At 64.3% G+C, this 26443-nt stretch carries 25 protein-coding genes; 16 read left to right on the top strand and 9 right to left on the bottom strand.

Annotated features, from left to right (window positions below):
* Positions 1-51: 51 nt before the first annotated feature.
* From LFT47_RS21025 to LFT47_RS21015, 3 genes are all read right to left on the bottom strand, one after another.
* Positions 52-2496 (bottom strand): heavy metal translocating P-type ATPase, encoded by a 2445-nt coding sequence (locus tag LFT47_RS21025; protein ID WP_236818743.1) that lies wholly within the window; start codon positions 2494-2496, stop codon positions 52-54.
* 71 nt (positions 2497-2567) lie between these two features.
* On the bottom strand, positions 2568-2807 hold the full coding sequence (locus LFT47_RS21020; protein WP_059388821.1) for a heavy-metal-associated domain-containing protein: 240 nt from the start codon (positions 2805-2807) through the stop codon (positions 2568-2570).
* A gap of 49 nt (positions 2808-2856) precedes the next feature.
* Positions 2857-3207, bottom strand: coding sequence for a metal-sensitive transcriptional regulator (locus LFT47_RS21015; RefSeq protein WP_236813821.1), 351 nt, complete (start codon positions 3205-3207; stop codon positions 2857-2859).
* A 214-nt stretch (positions 3208-3421) separates the two neighbouring features.
* Here LFT47_RS21015 and LFT47_RS21010 point away from each other — a divergent pair, with 214 nt between their 5' ends.
* Genes LFT47_RS21010 through LFT47_RS20985 form a run of 6 tightly spaced genes read left to right on the top strand, consistent with a single transcriptional unit; the run spans position 3422 to position 9544 of the window.
* Positions 3422-4714 carry an extracellular solute-binding protein gene (locus LFT47_RS21010; RefSeq protein ID WP_236813819.1) on the top strand — a complete coding sequence of 431 codons (1293 nt, stop codon included), beginning with the start codon at positions 3422-3424 and terminating at the stop codon, positions 4712-4714.
* A gap of 43 nt (positions 4715-4757) precedes the next feature.
* On the top strand, positions 4758-5753 hold the full coding sequence (locus tag LFT47_RS21005; protein WP_236813817.1) for a carbohydrate ABC transporter permease: 996 nt from the start codon (positions 4758-4760) through the stop codon (positions 5751-5753).
* Positions 5750-6658: a carbohydrate ABC transporter permease gene (locus LFT47_RS21000; RefSeq protein WP_236813815.1), complete on the top strand. Its 909-nt coding sequence runs from the start codon at positions 5750-5752 to the stop codon at positions 6656-6658. Before LFT47_RS21005 ends, LFT47_RS21000 begins: the two co-directional genes overlap by 4 nt.
* Positions 6655-8268 (top strand): beta-N-acetylhexosaminidase, encoded by a 1614-nt coding sequence (locus tag LFT47_RS20995; RefSeq protein ID WP_236813813.1) that lies wholly within the window; start codon positions 6655-6657, stop codon positions 8266-8268. Before LFT47_RS21000 ends, LFT47_RS20995 begins: the two co-directional genes overlap by 4 nt.
* Positions 8269-8274: 6 nt before the next feature.
* On the top strand, positions 8275-9090 hold the full coding sequence (locus LFT47_RS20990; protein ID WP_236813811.1) for an IclR family transcriptional regulator: 816 nt from the start codon (positions 8275-8277) through the stop codon (positions 9088-9090).
* A gap of 19 nt (positions 9091-9109) precedes the next feature.
* Positions 9110-9544: a rhodanese-like domain-containing protein gene (locus tag LFT47_RS20985; protein WP_236813809.1), complete on the top strand. Its 435-nt coding sequence runs from the start codon at positions 9110-9112 to the stop codon at positions 9542-9544.
* Between the two features lie 10 nt (positions 9545-9554).
* On the opposite strand, the gene LFT47_RS20980 is transcribed toward LFT47_RS20985, so the two are convergent.
* From LFT47_RS20980 to LFT47_RS20965, 4 genes are all read right to left on the bottom strand, one after another.
* Positions 9555-10847: a sensor domain-containing phosphodiesterase gene (locus LFT47_RS20980; protein WP_236813807.1), complete on the bottom strand. Its 1293-nt coding sequence runs from the start codon at positions 10845-10847 to the stop codon at positions 9555-9557.
* 225 nt (positions 10848-11072) lie between these two features.
* Positions 11073-11477: a RidA family protein gene (locus tag LFT47_RS20975; RefSeq protein ID WP_236813805.1), complete on the bottom strand. Its 405-nt coding sequence runs from the start codon at positions 11475-11477 to the stop codon at positions 11073-11075.
* Entirely contained in the window at positions 11474-12235 is a 762-nt protein-coding gene (locus tag LFT47_RS20970; protein WP_236813803.1) for an IclR family transcriptional regulator, read from the bottom strand. Before LFT47_RS20970 ends, LFT47_RS20975 begins: the two co-directional genes overlap by 4 nt.
* Entirely contained in the window at positions 12232-13263 is a 1032-nt protein-coding gene (locus LFT47_RS20965) for a sugar kinase (RefSeq protein WP_236813802.1), read from the bottom strand. The genes LFT47_RS20970 and LFT47_RS20965 overlap by 4 nt, the downstream gene beginning before the upstream one ends.
* 240 nt (positions 13264-13503) lie before the next feature.
* Between LFT47_RS20965 and LFT47_RS20960 the strand changes: the two genes are divergently transcribed.
* The 7 genes from LFT47_RS20960 (at position 13504) to LFT47_RS20930 (ending at position 20564) form a co-directional block, all read left to right on the top strand.
* Positions 13504-14814, top strand: coding sequence for an alanine racemase (locus LFT47_RS20960; RefSeq protein ID WP_236813800.1), 1311 nt, complete (start codon positions 13504-13506; stop codon positions 14812-14814).
* A 10-nt stretch (positions 14815-14824) separates the two neighbouring features.
* Entirely contained in the window at positions 14825-16477 is a 1653-nt protein-coding gene (locus LFT47_RS20955; RefSeq protein ID WP_236813797.1) for an N-acyl-D-amino-acid deacylase family protein, read from the top strand.
* Complete coding sequence (locus LFT47_RS20950) at positions 16474-17109, top strand: bifunctional 4-hydroxy-2-oxoglutarate aldolase/2-dehydro-3-deoxy-phosphogluconate aldolase (RefSeq protein WP_236813796.1); 636 nt, start codon at positions 16474-16476, stop codon at positions 17107-17109. The genes LFT47_RS20955 and LFT47_RS20950 overlap by 4 nt, the downstream gene beginning before the upstream one ends.
* A 22-nt stretch (positions 17110-17131) precedes the next feature.
* Positions 17132-18523: a GntP family permease gene (locus tag LFT47_RS20945; RefSeq protein WP_236813794.1), complete on the top strand. Its 1392-nt coding sequence runs from the start codon at positions 17132-17134 to the stop codon at positions 18521-18523.
* 320 nt (positions 18524-18843) lie between these two features.
* A complete protein-coding gene (locus tag LFT47_RS20940) occupies positions 18844-19044 on the top strand; it encodes a hypothetical protein (protein ID WP_059388808.1) in 201 nt (66 codons plus the stop codon).
* A gap of 57 nt (positions 19045-19101) precedes the next feature.
* Positions 19102-20268: a WD40/YVTN/BNR-like repeat-containing protein gene (locus LFT47_RS20935; protein ID WP_236813792.1), complete on the top strand. Its 1167-nt coding sequence runs from the start codon at positions 19102-19104 to the stop codon at positions 20266-20268.
* Positions 20269-20276: 8 nt separating this feature from the next.
* Positions 20277-20564, top strand: a complete 288-nt coding sequence (locus LFT47_RS20930; protein WP_236813790.1) for a MoaD/ThiS family protein — start codon at positions 20277-20279, stop codon at positions 20562-20564.
* A gap of 16 nt (positions 20565-20580) precedes the next feature.
* Here LFT47_RS20930 and LFT47_RS20925 read toward each other — a convergent pair whose 3' ends face one another.
* Both LFT47_RS20925 and LFT47_RS20920 read right to left on the bottom strand, forming a co-directional pair.
* Entirely contained in the window at positions 20581-20817 is a 237-nt protein-coding gene (locus LFT47_RS20925; protein WP_059388807.1) for a hypothetical protein, read from the bottom strand.
* 254 nt (positions 20818-21071) lie between these two features.
* Positions 21072-22388 carry an MFS transporter gene (locus tag LFT47_RS20920; RefSeq protein ID WP_236813788.1) on the bottom strand — a complete coding sequence of 439 codons (1317 nt, stop codon included), beginning with the start codon at positions 22386-22388 and terminating at the stop codon, positions 21072-21074.
* Positions 22389-22595: 207 nt separating this feature from the next.
* On the opposite strand from LFT47_RS20920, the gene LFT47_RS20915 reads away from it, so the two are divergent.
* The 3 genes from LFT47_RS20915 (at position 22596) to LFT47_RS20905 (ending at position 26394) form a co-directional block, all read left to right on the top strand.
* Positions 22596-23366, top strand: coding sequence for an IclR family transcriptional regulator (locus tag LFT47_RS20915; RefSeq protein WP_236813786.1), 771 nt, complete (start codon positions 22596-22598; stop codon positions 23364-23366).
* 167 nt (positions 23367-23533) lie between these two features.
* The gene (locus tag LFT47_RS20910) at positions 23534-24457 is read left to right on the top strand and encodes a shikimate dehydrogenase (protein ID WP_236813784.1); all 924 of its coding nucleotides are present in this window, start codon (positions 23534-23536) and stop codon (positions 24455-24457) included.
* On the top strand, positions 24457-26394 hold the full coding sequence (locus LFT47_RS20905; protein WP_236813782.1) for a bifunctional sugar phosphate isomerase/epimerase/4-hydroxyphenylpyruvate dioxygenase family protein: 1938 nt from the start codon (positions 24457-24459) through the stop codon (positions 26392-26394). The genes LFT47_RS20910 and LFT47_RS20905 overlap by 1 nt, the downstream gene beginning before the upstream one ends.
* The last annotated feature ends 49 nt before the right edge of the window (positions 26395-26443 follow it).

Here is a 26443-nt window from a genome sequence, read left to right as displayed (position 1 = left end):
GACAACAACTGCTAGCTAGTTGGGTGCTGCCGGGACGGTTGGGTGCCGCCGCTACTTTGCGAACGAGCGCAACCTTAGCGAATTTGCGACCACCAGGACCGAGCTCGCAGCCATGGCCGCCCCCGCGATCATCGGGTTGAGTAAACCAAGGGCTGCCACGGGGATACCGATGGCGTTGTAGAAGAATGCCCAGAACAGGTTTGTCTTGATCGTGGAGAGCGTCTTCCGGGACAGCTCGATGGCTTGCACCAGCTGGCCGAGGTCGCTGCCCATCACGGTCAGATCCGAGGCCTCGATGGCCACATCCGTACCGGATCCCATGGCGATGCCAAGGTCGGCTTGCGCCAATGCTGCGGCGTCGTTGACTCCATCCCCGGCCATGGCCACAGTGGAGCCCTGGGCCTGGAGTTTCCGTACCGCGTCCACTTTGCCTTCCGGCAGGACCCCAGCGAATACGTCTTCCGGGGAGATCCCGACGGCGGTGGCCACTTGGGCGGCGACAGCGGCGTTGTCTCCGGTCAGCAGCAGAGGGCGGATCCCGAGTTCCTTGAGCTTCGCGATGGCTGCAGCCGAACCGGGTTTGACGGTGTCCCTGAGCGTGACTATTCCAGCGGGCTTCCCATCCACAGCAACCCAGATGGCGGTAGCGCCCTCGCCTTCCTCGGTTGCCAGTGCCTGGCGGTCTGCGTCGTCAGGGAAGATTCCGTTGTTTTCCAACCAGCCAGTCCTGCCCGCCACGACCATTCGCTCGGCGCCATTTCCGGCTAGGCTCAGCGCAACCATCCCCCGGACTCCGCCGCCCGGGGCGGAACTGAAGTCCTTCACAGCGGGGAGAGGGCCGGCGTCGGGCATTGCGGACTTGGCGGCAGCGGCGATGGCGTGGGCGATGGGGTGCTCCGACGCTGCCTCGACGGCGCCGGCGAGAGACAGCACATCGGCGGGGGAGTGGCCGTTCAAGGCCAGGGTGTGTCCAACGGCCAGCTTGCCGCTCGTGACGGTACCGGTCTTGTCGAGCAGGATAGCGTCCACGGTGCGCGTATCTTCAAGCACTTGTGGACCCTTGATGAGGATGCCGAGCTGCGCACCCCGGCCGGTCCCGGTCAGGAGGCCAACGGGAGTCGCGAGCCCAAGCGCACACGGGCAGGCAATCACGAGCACTGCCACAGCAGCTGTGAACGAGGCATTGAGGTCCCCGCTCAGGGCGAGCCAGACTACGAAAGTAACCACGGCGATGACCAGTACGACCGGAACGAAGACGGCGCTGATGCGATCGGCGAGCCGTGCGATCGGGGCTTTGCCCGTCTGCGCCTGGCTCACCAACCGCCCCATTTGCGCCAGCGTCGTTTCGGAACCGACGCGCGTCGCGCGGACGAGCAAACGGCCCGAAGTATTGATGGTGGCGCCCGTGACCTGGCTTCCCGGCCCGACCTCCACGGGCACCGATTCACCGGTGACCAATGAGGCATCCACGGCAGACGAACCGCCCGTCACCAGGCCGTCAGTGGCGATCTTTTCTCCCGGTCGGACCACGAAGATGTCCCCCACCACGAGTTGCTCGGCCGGGATCTTGTGCTCGACGCCGTCTCGCAGCACCGTTGCGTCCTTGGCTCCCAGATTCAGGAGTGCCTTGAGGGCATCACCGGCCTTCGCTTTGGCGTTGGCCTCAAGATAGCGGCCCAGAAGCAGGAACGTGGTGACCACGGCGGCAACTTCGAAGTACAGCCCGCCGCCCATGCCTCCCGTGGATTCCATGCCGGGGTGTTCAGTCATCATGGGGTTCGAGACGAGCTGCCACGCGGAGTAGAGGTATGCGGCCAGGACACCAATGGAGACGAGCGTGTCCATGGTCGAGGCGAAATGGCGCGCGTTGATGGCGGCGGCCCGGTGGAAGGGCCAGGCAGCCCATGTCACCACGGGAAGTGCAAGTGCGGCCGCGACCCAACCCCACTGCGGGAACTGTAGAGCTGGAATCATCGAGATGGCGAAGACCGGGACCGTCAGTATGGCTGCGGCGATGAGTCTTGGCCTTAGCTGGCGGGACGCAGGGCCGTGGTGCATGTGGTCTTCGTGGGTGCGCGCATCGTGGTCGCCTGCCGCGGCGCCACGGGCCACATGCTCTGCGTGCTCGGTCGTTCCTCCCTTAGACGCACGCTGCCGCATGCCCCCCGCGTCGCCACTGTGGTCAGGGAGCCATTCGTTGTGGTCGCCGGCACCGTCGCTGTGGTCATGTTTCGTTGCGTCGTCGTGACCGGTGCTGCCTTCGATGCTGGTTTCGCGATCGTGGGCGTGCTCATGGGGCTGAGACGGGCTTGGGTGCGTTTCGCGGATCCAGGCTTTGTAGCCTGTTGCGTTCACTGTGTCCACGATTTGTTGGTCCGTGACGTTGTCCGGGACTTTTACTTGGGCTGATTCGAGGGGGAGGTTGACTGAAGCCTCCACGCCCTCGAGCTTGCCTAGTTTCCGCTCTACGCGCGCTACGCACGATGCGCACGTCATGCCCTCGATGTCGAGTTCGATGATGCGGGTGCCCGTCTGATGGAGAATGTCGTGATTGCTCACATTGGCCCCTAGGCCTCGTTCGCGACTACCAGGTAGCCGGCTTCGGCGACGGCTTCGCCGATTTCGGACGGCGACAATTCCTGGGTGGAAGTGATGGTGACGGTGGAGATTCCGCCGGCATTCAGGTCGATTTCGACATTCTCCACACCTGCCAAGGACTCGATTTCCTCGCTGACGGCTGAGACGCAGTGCCCGCAGGTCATGCCGGAAACGCTGACGTTGGTCTGGATGGTGGCGGTGTGGCCCATGGCGTGCTCCTTGGTGGTGGGTTGAATGGTGTGGTGAGTGCTTGAGGGGTTACCGCAGCAGGCGCCCGATGGCATCGGCTGCCTCCTTGACCTTGATGTCGATTTGCTCTGCGCGCACGACGGGATCGGACTCGGAGGCAGCTCCGACGACGCAGTGCCCGATGTGTTCCTCTACGAGGCCGAGGCTCACGGCATGCAGCGCCTTCGTGACTGCCGAGACTTGCGTGAGGATGTCGATGCAGTATTTGTCCTCTTCCACCATGCGTGCAATACCGCGTACTTGGCCCTCGATCCGCTTGAGGCGCCGCAAGTACGCGTCCTTGTTGGAAGAGTAGCCATGCTGGCCAATGTTCACGTCAGCCGGGTCCAAATCTGTGGGGTTCACATCGATCGTGCTCATGCTGCCAAGGTATACCCCCTAGGGGTATAAAATCAAGTACCCCTGGGGGGTATGTGACCAGCCATGAAGGTGATCAATTTACAAATTCTCGTTTTGCAATGCAAACCTTTTGCCGCTTGTGCTTCCGCTCACAAAAGTATGTTTGTAAAGTTTCCTTCCATACCCGAAGCGGAGGACCGCCGGGCATCGAACCCTTTTCTCCATGGAGGATCCATTGAAAATCGCACGCTCTGCGGCTGCCTTTGCCCTCGCCGCCCTCGCGCTGACGGCCTGCGCCCCGCCCACCTCGAGCAACGCCGCATCATCCTCGGATGAGAAGTCCGGCACCATCCGCGTGTGGCTCTTCTCGGAAGTCAACCAAGACCCTAAATCCGCGGTTGTCAAAGCCGCCGTTTCGGATTTCGAAGCCAGCCACAACGGCGTCAAGGTCGACGTCCAGTACATTCCCGTCGACAGCCGGGCCGAACGATTCAAGGCCGCGTTCAACGACCCCTCGAGCGCTCCCGACGTCGCCGAATTCGGCAACACAGACCTCGCCAGCTACGTCGCATCGGGCGGATTGTCCGACATGACGGCCGACATCAAGGCCTGGGACGAGTCAAAGGACCTGGACAGCAAGATCCTGGCCACTACGGACGTTGGAGGCAAGAACTACGGCGTGCCGTGGTACGTGGGCGTCCGGGCCCTGTACTACCGAACCGACCTCTTGAAGGCGGCAGGCCTGGAGGCTCCGAAGACCCTCGCGGACGTCGAAACCGTGGCCCGCGCAGTCCGCGCAGCCAACCCGGACATGCTCGGCATTTCCGTCGGTGGAGCTGCGCAGTTCTCGGCCATGCCCTACCTCTGGGCCAACGGCGGCGACATCGCCACGAAGAAGGGTGGCACCTTTGTCTCGGGCTTGGATTCGGCCGGATCCCGGGACGGCATCTCCGCTTATGCCCGATTGCTCAAGAACGACATCTGCCCACCCCAGACGTGTGCCGAATTCGGTGGAAACGCCAGCGTGCAGCAGTTCATCGCCGGAAAGTCGGCCATGACCATCGGCGGCGACTTCAACTACAAGGCCGTGGCAGCCAGCGCCGTCAAGGACAAGTTCGCGGTGGTTCCGGTTCCTGGCAATACGGCAGGTTCGATCGCCCCCGCATTTGCCGGCGGCAACAACCTGGGCGTCTTCAACAGCAGCAAGCACCACACCCTGGCGGCTGAGTTCGTCGAGCTGCTGGCAGGCAAGAAGTACCAGCAAAAGATGTTCGATGCCATGGGCAACCTGCCGACGTTCAGCGACGTCCAGAAATCCGTTGCAGCCTCCAACCCGCAGCTTGACCCCTTCATCAAAACCCTCGCCGCGGGCACCAACTTCGTCCCGGTGACGGAAACCTGGTCCACGATCGACGCCCAAGGCATCTTCACCGGCATGTACCAGAAGATTGTCACCGGCAAGGCTGACGTCAACACGGCTGCGGCGGACGCGGCAGCCGCCATGAACAAGATCTTCGGATCCAAATGATCGGGTTCGTGACTCAAGGTCGATCCGCGCCGGGCGGTGCGTCATGACGGCGCTTGCGTCCGCGAAGACGGACGCAAGCGGATCGCAGAGCCCCAAGCAGAACCGCAAGCCGACGACGGCGGGCGCGTCCCGCCGTCGTGCGCTAGGCAAACGCGGCCTGGAACCTTGGTTCTACCTGGCCCCGGCGTTTATTGTCTTGATTGCGCTTCTGGGGTACCCGATCTTCCAGCTGATCAACGTTTCGTTGTACGACTACCGCCAGGCCCAGGTCAGCGGCAAGGCACCCCTGCAGTTCACCGGCCTGGAGAACTACCAGAAACTGTTCGCCGATCCGGAGTTCTGGTCGGTGCTGGGCAACACCGTTCTGTTTGCGGGCGCCTGCGTTGTCCTGACTCTGCTGGTGGGAACGTCGCTGGCTGTGCTGGCCACGCGGCTCCGGCCGTGGGTCCGGACCGCACTGTTCGTGGTCTCGCTGGGCGCCTGGGCTACCCCGGCCGTCACCGGCAGCGCGGTGTGGTTGTTCCTCTTCGATCCCACCTTGGGGCTGGTCAACAAGGCCCTTGTCTCCATCGGTCTGACCCAATTCAACGGCTACTCCTGGACCTACGACAAATGGTCCGCTTTTGGCCTGGTAGCCAGCGAAGTGGTGTGGTGTTCATTCCCGTTCGTGCTGGTCACGGTCTACGCCGGCATCCAGGCGATCTCCACCGAAGTGATTGAGGCGGCGCGGCTCGACGGTGCGTCGATGCCCCGGATCGCGCGCAGCATCATGCTTCCCATGCTGCGTCCCATCGTGATGGTGGTGACCATCCAGTCGATCATCTGGAATTTCAAGATCTTCTCGCAGATCTACATCATGACCAACGGTGGCGGTATCGCCGGGCAGAACCTCGTGCTGAACGTCTACGGCTACCAGCAGGCCTTCGCGGCCAGCCTTTACGGCCTCGGCTCGGCCCTCGGTGTCATCATGACCGCGCTGCTGATGATCATCACCCTGGTCTACCTCCGCATCCTCAAGAGAACGGGAGAAGTCCTGTGACCGCCGTCGACGTTTCACTCCGCAAGAACCGGCCCGCGCCGGACGGACCGCAAAAGCTCCGCAAAGGCGGACGACGCCGGTTCGGAGCCGACGCCGCGGCACTCGCCATCGCGCTTCTCGTCGCGTTCCCACTGTTCTGGATGGTCCTTTCGGCCCTCAAGCCGAAGACAGCGCTCGACGCCGGCGATGCCGCACCGTTCACGCTGGAACCATCCCTCGATTCCTTCATGCGGGTCCTGTCGGTGAACAACTTCGGCAGGTACTTCCTCAATAGCGTGATCGTGGCGCTGGTGGTCGTCATCATCTCCACCGTGCTGGCTTTCCTGGCGTCCGTGGCGCTGACCCGTTACGAATTCAAGATGCGCACCAAGCTGCTGATCGTCGTGCTTGTATCCCAGATGGTGCCGGTGGAGGCGCTGACGATTCCGCTCTTCTTCCTGCTTCGCAATGCGGGGGAGGCGGTACCGCTCGTGGGCCTGAACCAGCTCGGTTCCCTGGTGCTGGTCCATGTGGGCTTCAGCATCCCGTTCGCGATCTGGATGCTCCGTGGCTTCGTGGCGGCCGTGCCGGTGGAGATCGAGGAAGCAGCGCGCCTGGACGGGGCAAGCGGCTTCCGTTTTGTCCGCTCGGTGCTCTTCCCGCTGGTGGCTCCCGGAGTGGTGGCGTGCTCGGTATTCTCGTTCATCTCCACCTGGAATGACTTCCTCTTCGCCAAGACGTTCATCATTTCCGCCCAGGAGAACCAGACCCTGCCCATGGCATTGTTGACCTTCTTCAAACCCGACCAGAACGATTGGGGTGCCATTATGGCCGGTTCCGTGATCATGACCATTCCGGTGCTGATCTTTTTCATTGCCGTCCAGCGAAAGCTCGTGTCCGGCCTGGCCGGGGCGGTGAAGGGATGAGCGCCGCAGATCTGCTGGTTCCCATTCCGTGCTCAGTGGAGCCCGGCGGCGGTTTCCTGGAACTGGACGCAGCCACCACCTTGGCCGCCGATGCGGAGCTCAACAGCGCGCGCCGTTGGCTGGCCCGGACCCTCGGCGCGGCCACCGGCTGGGACCTGTTCCCGGCCGCCGTGGGCGAGGCGAGCATCAGCCTTTGGCTTGACCCGGAGCTCGACGCCGAGGCGTACCGCCTGGAGGTGGGCGCCGCCGTCGTGATTCAAGCGGGCGGTCCGGCCGGAGCCTTCTATGCCGCGCAGACGCTCCTGCAGCTGATGGGGCCGGCCGCCCTGCGGCAAGCGCCAGTGCTGGAAACGTACGGCATGTGGCCGGTTCCCACGGTGTCCATCCAGGACCAGCCGCGCTTCGGGTACCGGGGCGCCATGCTGGACGTGGCACGGCACTTCATGCCCAAGGACAACCTGCTGCGGTTCATCGAGGTGATGGCCATGCACAAGCTCAACGTCCTGCACCTGCACCTCACGGACGACCAAGGCTGGCGGATCCAGATCAACCGCTACCCGAATCTCACTGAGACCGGGGCGTGGCGGCGTGAGTCCTCGCTTGGTTCGTGGCGGGCAGGGGTTTTCGATGGGCTTCCGCACGGCGGTTTCTACAGCCAGGACGATCTCCGCGAAGTCGTCGCGTTCGCTGCCGAGCGGCACATCACAGTCATCCCCGAAATCGATGTTCCTGGGCACAGTCAAGCCGCCATCGCGGCCTACCCCGAACTGGGCACTGGCTCGGCCCCCGAGGTGTGGACCCGTTGGGGAATCAACGAGACGGTCTTGGAAGTCTCTGAAACCTCGTTGGAGTTCTACCGCAACGTACTCGATGAAGTGGTGGAGATCTTCCCGTCCCGCTGGATCAGCCTGGGCGGGGACGAAGTTCCGCCCACCCAGTGGCAATCCAGCGCCCAGGCACAGGCCAAAGCCGCCGAACTCGGCTTGCCGGACGTTTCCGGGCTGCACAGCTGGTTTGTCGGGCAGTTGGCGAGGCACCTTGACGGGCATGGGCGAGCGACTTCCGTGTGGGACGAAATCGGCGACGGCGAGCTGCCGGAGGGTGCCTTGGTGGCCTCCTGGCGAGGCTATGAAGGCGGTCTGAGCGCGCTCAAAAGCGGTTATGACGTGGTCATGTGCCCCGAGCACAGGCTGTACCTCGACCACCGGCAGGCCGACGGTGACGATGAACCCGTGCCCGTGGGTTTTGTCACCGCCCTTCAGGATGTCTACGGCTTCGAACCGCTTCCCGGGGGAGCGGATCGTGTCTTCCCGGGCCGGCTCCTCGGGGCGCAGGCCAACATCTGGACGGAACACCTCGATTCTCCCCGACGGGTCCACTTCGCCGCGTTTCCGCGGCTGAGCGCCGTGGCGGAGGCGCTCTGGTCCCAGCCGGAAAACCGGGACTACGATGGTTTCCTGGCCAGGCTCGAAGGAGCACATCTGGAACGCCTGGAGGCCATGGGAGTGGAATACCGGCCGCTGTCCGGACCCCGTCCCTGGCAGTTGAGGCCGGGCGTGGTTGGCTGGAAACGCGATTACGACGCCGAGCAGCGCAGCGTCGCTGGATAGGAACACGTGGGTACTGAAGGTACGGAGGCCCGGAACTCCTCGGCCTCGTTGCGGAAAGCGCTGGCATTGCTGGCGGTCGTGGCGGAGCATCCGGTGAGCGCGGACGGACTTGCCCTGGTGGAGCTGACCAAAGTCTCCGGGCTCAACAAGAGCACGGTGCTGCGCTTGGCCGCGCCCTTGCTGGAGGAAAACCTGCTGGAACGCGATGCCGAGAGCGGCCGCTTCCGGTTGGGCCATGGGTGCCTGCGTTTGGGACAGTCATACTTGGACCGGCTCGATTTGCGCAGCGTCGCCAACGCCGAGCTGCGGGTGCTGATGCGCGCCACCGAAAGCACGTGCCACCTGGTGGTTCTGTCCGGCCACGACGTCGTTTATCTCGACAAGGTGGAGGACGAGGCAACGGTTCGCATGGCATCACGGGTTGGCGCGACCATGCCTGCGTACTGCACCGCGGTAGGCAAGGCCATGCTCGCGTTCAGTCCGGAGGAAGTGGTGGCGCCGATCCTGGCTGACGAACTGGTACCGCTGACGGAACGGACCATCACCGATCCGGAGCAGTTGCGGGCCGAGTTCGCGGCGATCCGCCGTCGTGGCTATGCAATCGACGACCGCGAGAACGAACCCGAGGTCCGGTGCGTCGCCGCTCCGATCTTCGGCCACGATGACCACGTGGTTGCCGCCCTCAGCGTCTCCTCGTTGTCGTCCCGGATGACCGCCAAGCGCGTACGCGAAGTGGGCCCCATGGCCGCCGAAACCAGCCTGCGCATTTCGGCCAAGCTGGGATCGCGGCGGGCGACCGCCAAACTCGCGAAGCTGGCCTAGGGGTGGGGATGGAAAACCAATGAACGACGCCGGCGCCGTAGTAGGTTCGGGCACCGCGGGCGCGTACTTTCGCGCGAAGCTGCAGTTCGAGATCGACGTCATGGACGTTGCAGATGCTGCTCCCGGCAGTTTCGTGCTCGTGGATACACGCAGGCAGTCGTCGTGGGACCATGGCCATATCCCGGGCGCCGTGCACTTGCCAACCGCCGAGATCCCTGCCCGCGTTGGTGCCCTGATCCCGGCCGGGAACTCAGTGGTTGTCTATTCCTGGGGCCCGGGCTGCAACGGCAGTACCTTCGCGGCACTGGCGTTCGCCGAGCTCGGATACCCGGTGCGCGAAATGATCGGCGGCATTGAGTATTGGGTGCGAAACGGGCTTCCAGTGGAGACGGCTGATGGAATTGTTGTCCGGCACTTCGACGCCCTGGTGACCGCGCACCAGCCGGAGGCATAGCCGCTCTTTGCTACCCCCAGCTCGCCCAGTCCTCCGGCCTGAGCGAGGGGCGGCCGAGCAGGTAGCCCTGGGCTGCGGTCATCCCGAGCTTGGTCACCGCAGCCAACTCAGCTTCAGTCTCGATCCCTTCGGCCACCAGCGTTGCTCCGATTTCCGAGGAAAAACCAACCATGGCGGCTCCCAAGGCCCGCTGCCCTGGATCCGCATCGATGCCGGCGATGATCTCGCGATCGAGTTTGATGAGGTCTGGCTTGAGCTGCAAGATGTGGCGCATGGAAGCAAAGCCCGCTCCGGCGTCGTCGACGGCGATCCGCAGCCCGGCGCGACGCAGCGGGGCCAGTGCTTCAGCGAGCGGTCCGTAGTTGGCAACTTCGTGGCGTTCGGTCAGTTCAAGCACGATGCGCCGTGCAGGGATGCCAGACTCCTCAATCGTGGCTGACAGCCGCGGGTCCAGGCATGCTCGGGGCGAGAGATTCACCCCCACGTACAGTTCCGACGGGAGCTCAGCAGCGGCAGTCAGCGCGACCCGGAGCGCAAGGATTTCAAGCTCGATATCCAGCCCTACGGAAGCTGCCTCAACAAAACGCACTTCAGGGGACCCGCCGTCCGGGCCGCCGAATCTTGTCAGGGCTTCTGCTCCGATGACGCTGCCCGTTTCCAACAGTTTGATCGGCTGGAAAGCTGTTGTGAGTGAGCCCCCAGTGAGCAATTCCTGGGTGCGGGCAGTGACTTCAGTGCGCGAACGTGCCATCTCCGCGTCGAGGACGCGACAGGTACCCTCGAAGCCGCAGTCCTTGCCTTCCCGGTCACGCATTGGCCTTCCGGACACGTCAACCAAGACGCGGCCGCCATTCCGGTGGCGGCAAACGGTCACCACCCGGGACCATGAGGAGTCTCCGCTTTCCCTTGCCTTCCAGTCTTCCCGTGCGTCAGCCAAATCCGCGGGGTCGATGACATAGGTGATGTGTCTTCCCAACAGCTCGGAAGGTTCGTATCCGGTGATGTCCTTGCAGGCCGGGCTGGAGAAAGTGAATCGCCCATCCGGGCCGGTGGCCCACAACCAGTCCGGGCTTGCGTGCAGCACTGTGTCCATCAAACGGGAGGTCCGGAATGCCTGCCTTCGCTCCCGCTGCTGCTGCCGCATCAGGCGCCATGCTGCCAGCACCACCAATGGCACAACCAGCAGCGATAGGAGCCCGGGGAATGCGGTGGAATCATCGATGCCGCCCCACGGCGGATATCCGAAAGCCATTGGCAGGCGAATGGACAAAGCGACCGCGGCCTCGATGAATACGACAATCATCAGCCACCATCCGGTCGAGGCTGACGCTAGTCGGTTCCTGAACGGGCTGGACCGCTGCGGTTCCCCCGAAGCTCGAACCATGGGGCCTCCTGCCGCAATCGAAGCGATCCCCTAATAGTGCCATTAGGCAAGGGGGGACGCCGGCATCGAAGCACTCGCGTCCCCCATAAGGTTCGACGGCGGCACTCACCCGGGCGCCGCCGTCGAACCTTCCGGCTGGGGAACCTACGCCGTAACCGCCAGCGCGTCGATTTCCACGAGCATGACTTCGTGCGGGAGGTCGACGAACACCGTGGTGCGGCTGGGCAGTTGGCCGCTGGGGACGTTCTCGGTGATGAATTCACCGTAGACCTCGTTCATGGCGGCGAAGTCGTCGCGGGTGGTGAGGTAGACGCGGAACATGATGACGTCCTCCACGGAGGATCCGCCGGCCTCGAGGATGGCCTTGACGTTCTCCAGGGTGCGGCGGGTCTGGACGCGGACGTCGCCTTCGCCGATGTACTGGTTGGTGGCGGGATCCATGGGGCCTTGGCCGGACACCTGGAACAGGCCACCCTTCCGGATGCCTTGGGAGAATACGTGCGCCGGGGCTGGAGCGTTGTCGGTCAGTACTACAGTCTTTTCACTCATGCTGAGTTCCTTTCGTGGCTGATCCAGCCGAGGTCGCGGGAGATGGCCTCGGTGCTGGCTTTGAGGTCGGGCAGCAGCTCAAGCAGTCCTTCATAGCTGAGCATCACCACCGGTACCGAACAAGAGGCTGCGGCCACGACGGCGCCGCTCGCGTCGCGGATGGGGGTCGCGATGCAGTGCACGAAGGCTTCGTGCTCGGCGTTGTCGTGGGCCCAGCCCTGGATCCTGACCTGCTCCAGTTCGGCCAGCAGGGCCTCCGGTGAGGTCAGGGTGGTGTCGGTAATTCTTGTGTAGTCCAGTCCTGCGGCGATCCGTTCCTGCCGGCTGCGCGGCATGTCGGCCAGGAGGATTTTTGCGACGGCGGCCGAATGCAGGGACGCGGTCAGGCCGATCCGGGAGTACATCCGCACGGGATGGTGGGACTCGAACTTGTCGATGTACACCACGTCATTGCCCTCGAACGCGGCGAGGTGCACGGTGTGCCCCGTCTTTCCGTTCAGTTCGGCCAAGTATGGGTGCGCCACTTTGCGTATGTCCCGTTGTTCCAGCGCGAGCGAGGACAACTCGAACAGCTTGGAGCCGAGCATGAATCGCTGGTCGTCATCGCGGACCACGAAGCGTTTTTCCTCCATGGCGTGCAGGAGGCGCATGACGGTTGTCTTGTGCACTGACGCCTTGGAGGCAAGCTCATCCAGGGTGGCTGGTTTGGCAGCAAGCTCGGCAAGCAGGTCGATGGCCCGCATCAGGCTCTGGCTCATGGTGTTGTGCTCCGATCTTGAACGCTCCGGTTCCGGCTGTTGAAGTGCCCCCCGGCAACGTGGATCGCAGCCCATTCGGCGTCGGTGGAATCGAGGATGGCCGAAAGCAGGGCGGAGTCGGGAAGGGGGCCGCGATCGCCGTGGACGGTGAGGGTGCAGGCGGCTGCGACATGGCCCCGGCGGAGGCTTGCCTTCTGCCCGAGTCCAAACAGCACGCCGCTCAGGTAGCCGGCAGCAAAAGAATCGCCCGCGCCCACCGGCTCGAGCACGTCCACGGACAACGCAGGCACTTCCGATCGCGTGCCGTCCCGTTCCAGGGCAATGGCACTGATGGCTTCGTTCTTGATGACGACGACGGCGGGATCCGGCATGAGGCGCCGGAGTTCAGTTTCGTCCGTGGTGCCGAAGGCGTGCTCGGCCTCGTCCTTGCCCACCAGGACAATGTCGGCGAGGTTGGCGAGGCGGCGCAGCACCGAACGGTCCTGCCCTGCCCAGAGTGCGGCGCGCCAATTGACGTCGAAACTGATGACGCCGCCCTGCCTCGGTGCGGCCAGGATCGTTTCCATCAGCTCCAGGCAGTCGGCCGAGAGGGCTGCCGTGATGCCGCTCAGGTGGATGAGCGCGGCTTTTTCCATCAAGCGCGCGACGGCGGGACTCGCCAGGGTGCCCAGGCCCATGGCCGAGGCCGCGGAACCCTGCCGGTAGTACAGAACTGAGCTCCCGCCGTCGGGATCTGATTCCTGGGCGGGGACCTTGACGTAAAGCCCCGTGGGCCGTCCGGGGTCAACCTCGACGCCGGAAATCCCCACGCCGTGGCTGCTGAGCTCGTCCAGGATGCGCGTGCCGAAGCCATCGCGGCCCACCCGGCCTACCCAGTGCGAGTCCAGGCCCATGGCAGCAAGGCCCATCGCAACGTTCGATTCGGCGCCGCCGATGCCGCAATGCAACTCAGTGGCTTCGTGCAACGGGACAGCCTTCACCGGGGTGAGCATGGCCATCGTCTCGCCCACACATACAGCTGAAAGCATGAAACTCCCGCACTCCCTCTGCCGTTTTTAGCAGCACTCGACACCCCCATGAAGAAGGGATTTCCGTGGCTGGGACCGAGGCCTCCGGGCACGCCGCGGCCTTGACTCCCCATCCTGCACCATGTTAGACATATCACCAACAGTATTGCAACCAGCGTTGCAAAATACGCAACGCAAGCGAAAACTCCATCCAACAGCCCCGCAGCTTCAAAAACGCAGCACCGCGAAGGGAATCAACGCGTGAACACTTCCGAAGCCATTTCGGCATCTGCCGTGGCCGCCTTGGCAGATCGCCGCCTGGACTGGCGGCACAAGGCCGTGCCCGCTACCGCAAACGGGACCACCCACATCGATTTCCTCGCCGAAAAGCACGCGCTGGCCGATCTCCAGACCCCGCTGCTGACGCTCGATGCCCGCGCCCTCCGCCATAACGCGGATCGGCTGGCCACGTGGTGTGCTGAGCGCGGCGTCTTGCTGGCCCCGCACGGAAAGACCACCATGGCACCGCAGCTTTGGGCCGAACAGCTGAGCCGCGGCGCCTGGGGGATCACTGTGGCGAACTTCGCCCAGCTCCGCGTTGCCCGCGAATTCGGCGTGCGGCGCCTGCAATTGGCCAATAGCCTGACCGATCCGCATGCCATCGAATGGATTGCCGCCACCGCGACGCCTGAGATGCCGATCCTGTCCTGGGTTGACTCCACCGTCACCGTGGATGTCATCGGCCGCACCTTGGAAGCCGCAGGAAGCAACGCCGTCCTGGATGTCCTTGTTGAACTCGGCGGAATCGGTGGCCGCACCGGAGCAAGGGGCGTGGAGGCCGCACTCGACGTGGCCCGCGCCGTCGCTGCCTCCTCGAACCTGCGGCTGGTGGGGGTCAGCGGCTACGAAGGATCCTTGGCCCACACTGCCGACGCGGACAGCCTCGCCGCGGTCCGAGGCTACTTGGGCCGGATGGGTGGGCTGCATCAGCGGCTCCTCGAGGAAGGTCTCTACGGATCCGACGCCGTCATCCTCACCGCAGGCGGCAGCGCCTACTTCGACGACGTCGTCGAGGTCCTTTCGCCGTGCGTCACCGCTGGGTCGGAGGCCGGCCCCCGGGTGGAACTCATGATCCGCAGCGGCGCCTACATCATCCACGACGACGGTTTCTACCGGGGCATCTCGCCGTTTTCCCGCGACGGAGGCCAGCCGTTCAAGGCAGGAATGCACGGCTGGGCGCGCGTCGTGTCCCAGCCCGAGCCGGGCCTTGCCATTCTCGACGCCGGCAAACGCGATTTGCCCGTGGACGAAGGACTGCCCCGTCCTCAGTTGCTCGGGCCCGCCCTCGGTGGTTCCATGCAGCCGCTCGTCGGTGCCGAGATCACCGCCGTCAACGACCAGCACTGCTTCATGACGTTCGATGCCGGCACCACAACTGTGCGGCCCGGCGACGTCGTGCGCCTGGGACTTTCGCATCCGTGCACCGCCTTCGACAAGTGGACGCTCATCCCCGTGCTCGCGGACACTGACGGTGACCAAACCGTCGTCGACCTCATCCATACCTTCTTCTAGGACACAAGCCATGAAGACCCTCATCAGCAACGCCGCTCTGGTGGACGGAACCGGGGCGGACCGTCGTCCCGCGGACGTCCTGCTGGACGGCGAGGTGATCGCCGTCGTCGCCGACGCCGGATCCCTCACCGCCAGCGGAACGGGCGCCGAGCGGACGATCGACGCCACAGGCCTCGTCCTGAGCCCCGGCTTCATCGACATGCACGCCCATTCGGACCTGCAGCTCTTGGTCAACAAGGACCACTACGCCAAGCTCAGCCAGGGCGTCACCACTGAACTGCTGGGCCAGGACGGCCTGTCCTACGCGCCGGTGGACGACGCCACACTTACCGGGGTCCGCGAAAAGATCGCCGGTTGGAATGACAACCCGCAGGATTTCGACTGGAATTGGCGAACCGTGGGCGAGTACCTGGACCGTCTCGACGCTGAAGACACAGCCGGCCGCATCGCCACGAACGCCGCTTACCTCGTGCCGCAAGGAACCGTCCGGGCCATCGTGATGGGCTTCGCCGAAGGGGACCCGACGCCCGAGCAGCAGAACCGGATGCAGCACGTGGTCCGCACCGCCATGGAGGAAGGTGCCGTGGGCATGTCCTCCGGGCTGACCTACACCCCCGGCATGTATGCCCGGACTGAGGAACTGGCAGGGCTTTGCCGGACCGTGGGAGAACTGGGCGGTTTCTACGCCCCGCACCACCGCTCCTACGGGAAGGGCGCGCTCGGCGCCTATGCGGAGATGATCGGGCTGAGCCGCGACACGGGCTGCGCGCTGCACCTTTCCCACGCGACCATGAACTTCGCCGAAAACAAGGGCCGGGCGCGCGAACTGCTTGAGCTCATCGATGCAGCCCTCGACGACGGCGCCGATATCACGCTCGACACCTACCCCTACCTCCCCGGCGCCACCACGCTTGCGGCCATCTTGCCAAGCTGGTCGTCCTCCGGCGGGACCGAGGCTACACTCGCGCGGCTTGCCGACCCGGCTACGCTGGCGAGAATCCGCGAAAGCGTGGAGATTTATGGCTCCGACGGCTGCCACGGAGTGGTTGCCGAATGGCACACCCTGGAGATCAGCGGCGTCCAGAACCCGGCGCTCGCCGGCCACGTGGGCAAGACCATCGCCCGGATCGCCGAGGAAAGCAGCGCAGAGCCATTCGACGTGTTCGCGCAAATCCTCCGGGAAGACCGCCTGGGTACCGGGATCCTGCAGCACGTTGGCCACGAGGAAAACGTGCAGGCCATCATGGTCCACCGGACGCACACAGGCGGTAGCGACGGCCTCTTGGTCGGTGCCAAACCCCACCCGCGTGCCTGGGGAACGTTCCCCCGCTACTTGGGCCATTACAGCCGTGACTTGGGCTTGCTGACCCTGGAAGACATGGTCCACCACTTGAGCGGACGCCCGGCCGGGCGGCTCAAACTTGATCGTCGGGGGCTGGTCCGCGAAGGTTACGCGGCCGACGTCGTCCTCTTCGATCCGCGCACCGTCCGTGACGAAGCCACCTTTGAAAACCCCCGCAAGCCAGCCACTGGCATCCATTACGTGTTCGTCAACGGGACGGCAGCGATCGACGGCGGGAAGCCCACCGGCGCCCGTGCCGGCCGTGCCCTGCGCCGCAGCCCCGACGGACGCACCCGAGCAGGAAGTAACGACATCGCATGACTCCTGAAGAATTTGTCGAACAACTTGAAGCCGACCGCACGCTCGCCGTCGTTCGCGCTGCGTCCATCCCTGACGCCGCCGAGCTCTGCCGGGCCTTGGCCGACGGCGGCATCCGCAGCGTCGAACTGACGTTCACCACCCCCGATGTGCTGAAGCATGTGCGGCGGGCGGCGGATACCGCCGCGCAGCACGGCGCCGCCGTCGGGATCGGCACCGTGATGACGGCCGAACAGGCCAGGGCAGCGATCGACGCCGGCGCCCAGTTCCTGGTGACCCCTGGCCTTCGTCCCGAGGTTGCGGCGGTGGCCGCGGCAGCCGGTATTCCCTTCAGTTTGGGCGCCATGACACCCACCGAGGTTGCGGTGGCCCTCGACCTCGGTTCCGCCGCGGTCAAGATCTTCCCCGCCCGGCAGCTCGGCCCGGCCTACCTGAAGGATCTCCAGGGGCCCTACCCAGGCATCCGGCTCCTTCCCTCCGGCGGGATCGACGCGTCCAACGCCAAGAGCTACCTCGACGCCGGCGCCGCAGCAGTCTGCTGCGGAACCAGCGTCGTCCCTCCTGCCGCCGTGGCCTCGGGCGACTGGGCGGACATCTCGGCCAGGGCCTCCGCCTTCACCGCCACCCTCAAGTAGCAATCCCCAGAAAGTAACGTCCATGAATGAATTCCTGAACTGGCTGCGGCACGATACAGCCGGCCTGCTTCTCCTGGCGGGTGTGGGCATTGCCCTCCTGCTGTTTCTGATCATCAAGGTCAAGGTCGAACCGTTCATCGCCCTGGTGGGCACCAGCGTGCTCGTGGCGCTGGCGGGCGGAGTCAGCATCGACGCCCTTGTCGGCTCGCCCATCAAGAGCGGGGATGCCCTCATTGAGAAGGGCTTCGCCGGGATCCTCGGACACATCACCCTGATCATTGGCCTAGGTACCGTGCTCGGCGCCATCCTGGAACGCTCCGGGGGCGCGGAGGTCCTGCTGGGGAGGCTGGTGAAGGTCTTCGGCGAAAAGGGCACGCCTTTGGCCATGGGCGTCACAGGCTTTGTCCTGGGGATTCCGGTCTTCTTCGACATCGGCATTTTCGTGCTCGCGCCCCTCGTCTACGTTGCAGCGGTGCGCGGCGGGAAATCACTGATTTTGTATGCCTTGCCGCTCCTCGCCGGCCTTTCCGTGACCCACGCCTTCCTGCCGCCGCACCCCGGTCCCGTGGCCGCGGCCGGGCTGTTCCACGTGGAACTTGGCTGGATCATCATCATGGGCCTGGCCTGTGGCATCCCAGCTTGGTTCGCCTCCGGCATTCTCTGGGGCCAGTGGATCGGCAAGCGCGTGCAGGTGGCTGTTCCGGAGGACCGCGTGATCCCGGAGGCAGAGGAAGCCGTGGGCCACGAGCCGCCCATGAGCGTCGTTGCCCTTGCCATCGGGCTGCCGATGCTCCTGATCCTCGGCGCCACCTTCGGCAATGTCTTCCTGCCCGCAGGCGGCTTCCGCGATGCGCTGGTGTTCTTCGGCAACCCGGCCATTGCGCTCACCGTTGCCGTCGCACTCTCCATGTGGCTCCTCGGCACTCGTCGCGGCATGAGCGCAAAGGACCTCTCCGAACTCAGCTCTGCTTCGCTGAAGCCGGTCGGCATGATCCTGCTGGTGGTTGGAGCGGGCGCGTTCTTCGGTGCCGTACTCTCGGCAACCGGGGTAGGCAACGCCGTCGCGGACAGCCTGGCCAAGGCGGGGCTCCCCGTCATCGTGTCCGCGTACGTGATTGCCTGCGGCATGCGCCTTGCCCAGGGCTCGGCCACGGTGGCGATCGTGACGACCGGCGGCATCCTGGCTCCGGCGCTCACGGCCGGACACTATTCGCAACCGCAATTGGCCTTGATCGTGATGGCCATCTCCTCCGGTTCCATCATCGCCAGCCACGTCAACGACGGCGGATTCTGGATCATCTCCAAGTACTTCAACATGTCGGTCAAAGACACCCTGAAGACGTGGACCGTGCTGGAGACGGTGCTCTCCGTGGTGGGCTTCGGCATGGCGGCCCTGCTGTACCAATTCGTCTAGGCCCGTTCCGCGCCGCGACTCGTAAAGAGGTGAGCGACACGGATTTTGCGCATCTTTGGGCTTAAACAAAGAGCTCCGGAGTGCGTTATTGGGGGATACGCACTCCGGAGCGGACTTTGGAGCAGGTTCTTTGGGTTCCTGCTGACAATTAGCTTACGTGCCCCAACAGCACTCCGCTACCAATCTGAATAACTACTTTCACTTTACTTTTTCCGACCCCGAATTCGGGGCGAAATCCGGCGTTTGATCAGGTTCCCGGCCCCTTGTAGAGGACCATGCGCAGGCCTAGCGTTAACTTTGCACAGGAAGGGGTGGTCCACGTGGAGATCTTCATGTGGTGGCTGGACATAGACCTCAAGAGCAAGGAATGGCTGCGCGAGAACCTTCGTGCCACCGAGCTTCCGCTCGAAGTTCTGCAACGCATTGCGGATGTTGGAGGCCCGCGCCTGGAAGAGCTCGCTGGCGGGCTGAGCGACGCCGACTGGGACTTCATTGAGACGCAGTCCGAGTTCGTAGACTGAGACGGTTTCCTAGGTCGGTCCATAAAATCGTTGCGGCTCCCGCGCCGGGATGGTTGCATGGGGTGCATGGCTACCGCAGAGAGTTATGTCTTGGCGATCGGGACCAAAAAAGGACTGTGGCTGGCACGCAGCACGGACCGCAAGGAATGGTCCCTTTCCGGTCCGCACTTCCTCATGAGCGAGATCCCCAGCATCGGGATCGATACGCGCGGGGACACGCCCCGGATCATGGTGGGCGTGCGTTCCGAACACTGGGGTCCCACAGTGGCCCACTCCGATGACCTTGGCGCCACATGGACCGAGCCCGAACAAGGCGCCATCAAATTCCCTGAGGGAACCGAGGCTGCGCTGGAACGGATCTGGCAGATCTACCCCGATTCCGCCTCCCGCCCAGGGGTCGTCTGGGCCGGTTGCGAACCGATCTCCGTCTGGAAATCCACCGACGGCGGCGAGCACTTCGAGTTGAACCGCGGCCTGTGGGACCACCCGCATCGCAGCGAGTGGGGAGCCGGCTACGGCGGGGCTGCCGCCCACTCGATCGTGGTCAACCCTTCCGGGGAGAACGTGCACGTCGCCATGAGCACGGGAGGCGTTTACCGATCGCTCGACGGCGGAGCCTCCTGGGAAGCCCGCAACAAGGGGATTTCGGCCTACTTCATGCCGGATCCCCATCCCGAGTTCGGCCAGTGCGTGCACAAGATCGCCGCGGACGCCGCCGTCGAAGGCCGGTTGTATGCGCAGAACCACCACGGCGTGTACCGCACGGATGACAACGGGGAGAACTGGATCTCCATCGCGGATGGCCTTCCGGCAGATTTCGGCTTCGTCATGCTCACCCATCCCCGCCGCGAAGGGACCGCCTGGGTGATTCCGATCAAGGCCGATAGTGAGCGGATTCCGCCGGATGGCCGGCTTGCTGTGCACCGCACGGACGACGCAGGTGGGTCGTGGAAGCGCTTGGATGTGGGCCTCCCGGATCACGAATACAACGCCGTGCTCCGTGACGCGGCCGCGGTGGACACTGCTGAACCTACCGGGGTGTACTTCGGAACACGCGGCGGTTCGGTCTACGCCAGCGCCGACGAAGGCGAGTCCTTCATCGAAGTGGCCTCGCACCTACCCGATGTTTTGTGCGTCCGCGCTGCCATCATCGCCGGGGTTGTCTCCGCAGATGTCGCCGACGAATTGGCCGCTGCCTCCGCAGCATCCGGTCTTCCGGCTTAGGACGGATCTTGCCCGATATCACCGTGGTGTTGCCTAGCGTTCTCCAGCCCCTCGCCGGCGGGCAGTCCTACCTGACTACGCCCGCCGACGGAGCTGTGACCGTGGAAAGCTTGCTTGACGCTGTGACCGGTAATTACCCGGTGCTGGCCCGGAGGCTCCGGGATGAAACCGGTTCGCTCCGGCGCTACGTGAATATTTACGTGAACGGCGAGGAGGTCCGGCGTCTGAAGGGTCTGGATACTGAGGTTACGGCCGGCCAGGAGGTCTTGATCATCCAGTCCGTGGCTGGCGGCTGAGCGGTTCGGGGCCAGGTCAGGCCACTCGCCAGACTGTGCATTCGTCGGTATTGATGGCCTTGCGCAGGCCTGTCAGCTGATCCATGATCCAGACGACGCCGATGCCCGGAGCCGTTTCCTGGACGCTGCCCCGGCGGATGACAACGTCATCGTAGGAGGGTCCGACGGAGAGGCGGGCTTCGATCTGGTCGCCACGGTGCAACTGGTCAAGGGCGCGGATTCTTGTGGGGTGGGTTGATACTTCCTTCAACATGGTGGCCTCCCTGGCTGGAGCTGCCAGCGTTTGCCGGCTATTCCAGTGTGACGGGCCAATGTTGCAGGGTGGTTTCGTATGGGTTAGCCGTGGGTAAGACTTCCGTTAGCAAAAAAATCCATTGCTCCCCACCGGCCCCCTAGCCTCACAAGTTCGGCCCGGGAACCCTGCCGGCGTGGGCCCACGTGCCTGTCGTTCTGAGGGCTCAAAACGACAGGCACGGAGCAATGGATGGGGGGAATCGGGGTAGCGTCCTACTTCAGGCCGAGCTCCGCCGTCGGGGTCTTGAAGGATTCGCGGGCGGTCATCGCGGAGACAGCTGCGATGACGCAGATGACGCCGGTGAAGATGCTGATCTGGACCCAGCCGCCGGCCTTGGTGCCGCCCATCGCGGTGACGATCGTCGGGGCGAAGCCTGCCATGAGGAAGCCGATCTGCGTGCCGATGGCCAAGCCGGAGAAACGGACCTTGGTGCTGAACATTTCGCCGTAGAAGGAGGGCCACACCGCGTTTGCAGCGGCGTATCCGAGAGCGAAGTACACCACGGAGACCAGGAACATGAGCGGCACGTTTCCGGACTCGAGCGTCAGGAGGAACACCGGCGTCATGATGGCGCTGGCGACGGCGCCGTAGATGAAGACGGGCTTGCGGCCGATCCGGTCAGCCATCCGGCCGAAGACCGGCTGGGTGCCGAGCGCGACGACGTTTGCCGCCACGACGAGCCACAAGGTGATGGTGCTGTTGACGTGGGCCACATCCTTGGCATAGGCAATCGCCAAGGTGCCGAAGACGGTGCTCACGGCGGAGATGAAGGCGCAGCAGATAACGCGCAGGACGTCGGCCCAGTGCAGCCGGAGGAGGTCAGCGACGGGAAGCTTGGCGATCTGGTTGTTCTTCTTGGCCTCGGCGAACGCCGGCGGCTCATGCAGGGTGCGACGGATGAAGAACGCGACCAGGACTACCACGGCGCTGAGCCAGAACGGGATGCGCCAGCCGATGCCGTACTTGATCTCGTCGGGGAGGGCGACCACGGGGATGAAGACCAATGCTGCGAGGATCTGGCCGCCCTGGGTTCCCGTGAGGGTCCAGGAAGTAAAGAAGGAGCGGCGGTTGTCCGGAGCGTGTTCCAGGGTCATGGACGAAGCTCCGGCTTGTTCACCGGCGGCCGAGAGGCCCTGGCAGAGGCGTGCGAAGACCAGCAGCGCCGGAGCCCACCATCCGATGGACTTGAAATCGGGGAGGCAGCCGATGATGAACGTCGCACCGCCCATAAGTACAAGGGTGAACATCAGGACGCGTTGGCGGCCGATGCGGTCGCCGAAGTGCCCCAGGATGATGGCTCCGATTGGCCTTGCCACGTAGGCGAAGCCGAACGTCGCGAAGGACATGATGGCTGCGTTGGCATCCGCGCTGGGGAAGAAGACGTGCGGGAAGATCAAGGCCGCGGCCGAACCGAAGATGAAGAAGTCGTAGTACTCGACGGCGCTGCCGAGGAAGCTGGCGAGGGCGGCCTTCTTCGGCGTTCCTGCCGTGGCAGTGCCCGGCGTCGTAGACGGGATCGTGTGACTCATGGTGTTCCTTTGTGTGACGGCGATGTCGCATCTGGCTGAAATTTGCGTACCTGGAACGTCGATGTGGGTCCGGCAGCGGCCTCACACTGTAGCCACATTGTGAGAGCTACTTGTGCGATATAGCAATGATGACTGTGAGCGTAGTCACTTGTCAAGATATTTACTCACCATCTAGATATAGCTCTCACGATGTGGCAATCTTTAGGTATGGATGTGAAGGAAGACACAAAAACCGACATGATCGGAAAGGCCCTGGGCCTCCTCGTACTGCTGGGCAATGAGCCCAAGGGGGCCAGCGCCTCGGAGCTCGCCCGCCAGGCGGAGCTGCCGTTCAGCACTACTTACCGGCTGCTCGGATCGCTGACCCGCGACGGATTCGTCGACTACGAGGCCGACGGCCGCCGCTACCATCTGGGACTTCGCGTCTTCCAGCTCGGTCAACGTGTATCAAACCACCATGGCTTTGCCGGCACCGCGCGGCCCATCCTGCAGCGCGTGACGGAGGGGACCGGCGAGGCCACCATCCTCTCGGTCCGGGATGGCCACCACCACCTCACGGTCAACAAAGTGGATGGCCCCCAAATGTTCCGGGTCACGAGCGATCCGGGGCACCTTGGAATGCTCCACACGACGGCAGTTGGCAAGGCGCTTGTTGCCTTCGCGGACGACGGCGAGCGGCAACAGTTGGTGGAAGAGCTCGAGTTGGAGCCACTGACGGAGTTCTCCATTACCGACCGCGACGCCTTCCGCTTGGAAATCGAGAAGGTCCGGCGCCAGGGCTACGCGATCATGGACGAGGAAAACGAGGTGGGCATGCGCGCCGTCGCGGTCCCCGTCCTCAATTCGCAAGGCGTCGCCTTCGCGTCCCTTGCCACCGCGGTGCCTGTTTTCAGGATGAGCGTCGAGCAGCTGGTGGCGGTGGTCCCCTTGCTGAAGAGCGCGGCGTCCGAGCTCGCCGATCGCTTGCCGCAGCGCTAAGGACGCTAGTGGTCGGCGCTTTTGTTCGCGATAAGAACACAAGTGCAATATATGAACATTTTGTGTAGTCTGATTCATACCGCCCGGCGGAGCAGCAGACTCTGGATGACTCAAGGGGATCCAGAGGCGGTCAATCCGCGGGTGCAGTTGTCAAAGGAGCAATGAGCATGAGCAACCGAGCCGAATCCTTCCTGGTGGGCCTTATCGGTGAAGGCGTATCGCCTTCGCTGACGCCGCCCATGCATGAGAAGGAGGCTGACGTACAGGGGCTGCGCTATCTGTACCGGCCCATCGACCTGCTGGAGCTCTCGCTGCCCGGCTCCGCCGTCGGCGATTTGCTGACCGCAGCTTCCCGGCTTGGCTACAACGGCCTCAACATCACGCATCCGTGCAAACAACTCGTGCTGCCGTTCCTGGACGAGGTTTCCGAGGACGCACAGCGGCTCGGCGCTGTGAACACCGTGCTGATCCAGGACGGCCGCTTCATCGGCCACAACACAGACTTCTCCGGCTTTGGCTCCGCGCTGGCCAGCGGCCTTCCCGACGCCGGCCTGCACCGCGTCGTCCAGCTCGGGGCCGGGGGTGCCGGCTCCGCTGTCGCCTACGCCCTTCTTTCGGCGGGCGTCAAGAAACTGGACCTGGTGGACGTGGACCCCGCGCGCTGCGCCGAACGGGCGGACGAACTCGCCGCCCTGTTCCCGGGCAGCACGGTCACCGCGCGCACGACGGCGGAGCTGGCGCAACTCATGCCTCTGGCAGACGGTTTGGTGCACTGCACGCCGGTGGGCATGGCCGCTCATCCCGGCCTCCCACTGGACATGTCCCTCGTGGAGCCCCGGCACTGGGTGGCCGATATCGTCTACCGGCCGATCGAGACCCAGCTGGTACTCGAGGCCCGGGCCAAGGGCTGCCGGGTGCTCGACGGCGGACGCATGGCCGTGGGGCAGGCCGCCGACGCTTTCCGCATCTTCACCGGGCGCGACGCCGATCCCGAACGGATGCGGGCACATTTCCTGGAGTTGGTGGGCGCCGAAGACGCCAAGGCTGAAGAGTCGAAGTCCGGCAAGGCACTCGCCGGAGCGGGGCACTGATGCGCACGGGAATCGCGACAGTCTGCCTCTCCGGCACGCTCAAGGAAAAGATGCAGGCCTGTGCGATCGCGGGATTCGACGGCATCGAGATCTTCGAACAGGACCTCGTCACTTCGCCGCTCAGCCCGGAGGATGTGCGGAAGATGGCCGCGGACCTCGGACTCGGCCTGGATCTATACCAGCCGTTCCGCGACTTCGACAGCGTCTCCGAAGAACTCCTGCAGGAAAACCTGCGCCGGGCGGACGCCAAGTTCAAGCTCATGTCCCGCCTCGGCATGGACACCATCCTGGTGTGCACCAACGTGGGAACCGCCACGATCGACGACGACGACCTCCGGGCCGGGCAGCTCTCCCGCCTAGCGGAATTGGCCGGGAACCACGGAGTCAAAGTAGCGTACGAGGCCCTGGCCTGGGGCAAATACGTCAACGACTACGAGCACGCGCACCGCTTGGTGGGCACCGTGGACCACCCCAACCTGGGCACGTGCCTGGACTCCTTCCACATCCTTTCCCGCGACTGGGACACCGCGCCCATCGAGGCCATCAAGCCTGAAAAGATCTTCTTCGTCCAAGTGGCCGACGCGCCGAAGCTCTCCATGGATGTCCTGTCCTGGAGCCGGCATTACCGCGTGTTCCCGGGCGAAGGACAGTTCGAGCTGGCCAAGTTCATGGGCCACGTAGCCCGCGCGGGCTACTCCGGCCCGGTCTCGCTGGAGGTCTTCAACGACGTCTTCCGCCAATCCGATGTGGAGCGCACCGCCGTGGACGCGATGCGCTCGCTGATTTGGCTTGAGGAACAAAGCGCCAAATGGCTCGACGCGAATGCGGTATCCCTCACTCCGGGACCCTCCGGCGGTGACTCGCTCGCCAACGCTGCCGGCCGGCGTCGTTATCCCATGGAACTGGCCACGCTGCCCAAGGTGGCCGAACCGGCCGGGTTCAACTTCGCAGAGGTCAAGACCGATGAGCCCGCCCAGCTCGAGACGCTCCTGGGCCAGCTCGGCTTCGAATTCGACGGCCGGCACCGGACCAAGGACGTGCAGTTGTGGTCCATGGGGCAAGCACGCGTCATCATCAACGAACAGGCGCCGTCGCACAGTGAACCCGCCATTGCGGCGTTGGGGTTCGACGTCGACTCTCCTGTGATTGCCTCGGCCCGGGCCCAGCAACTCAAGGCCCCCGTGGTGCCGCGCAAAGTCCAGGCCGACGAGGAAGTGTTCCAAGGCATCGCCGCCCCGGACTCCACTGAGATCTTCCTTTGCCAAGGCAGCCCCGACGGGACGGCGGCATGGACGCATGAATTCGGCGAAGGACTCGAGCACCCTTCAGCGGGAGCGCAAGCCGTGATCGACCACGTGAACCTGGCCCAGCCCTGGCAGCACTTCGACGAAGCCGTCCTCTTCTACACGAGTGCCCTCGCATTGGAACCGCAGCCGTTCGCCGAGGTGCCAAGCCCTAGCGGCCTGGTGCGCTCACAGGTCATGCTGACGTCGGACCGAGCCGTGCGCCTCGTCCTGAACCTCGCTCCCGTGCTTCAACAGGACCCGGGCCAGCAAGGCCCCGGCCAGCAAGGCAACGGCGCCCGCAAGAGCTACCAGGAACACATCGCGTTCGCGGTGGACGACCTCGTGGCCACGGCGCGGGCGGCGCAGGCACGCGGACTCGACTTCCTGCAGATCCCGGCGAACTACTACGAGGACCTGGATGCGCGCTTCGCCCTGGATCCTGCCTTCCTCGCCACCCTCAAGGAACTGAACCTCCTCTATGACAGGGACGCCAACGGTGAATTCCTCCACTTCTACACCGCCACGGTGGGCAGCGTGTTCTTCGAAATGGTGGAACGCCGGGGCAACTACGACGGCTACGGCGCCCCCAACGCCCCCGTGCGGCATGCCGTCCAATACGACTCGCTCCACGCCCGCCACATGCACCGCTGAGCAGAATCGCAAGCAGAAACCAGGAAAGCAACCACCCGAAAGGAGCCGG

It is taken from the genome of Arthrobacter sp. FW306-2-2C-D06B, assembly GCF_021789175.1.
In the GTDB taxonomy this organism is placed as follows: Bacteria; Actinomycetota; Actinomycetes; order Actinomycetales; family Micrococcaceae; genus Arthrobacter.
This window is presented reverse-complemented; position numbering and strand designations above follow the sequence as displayed.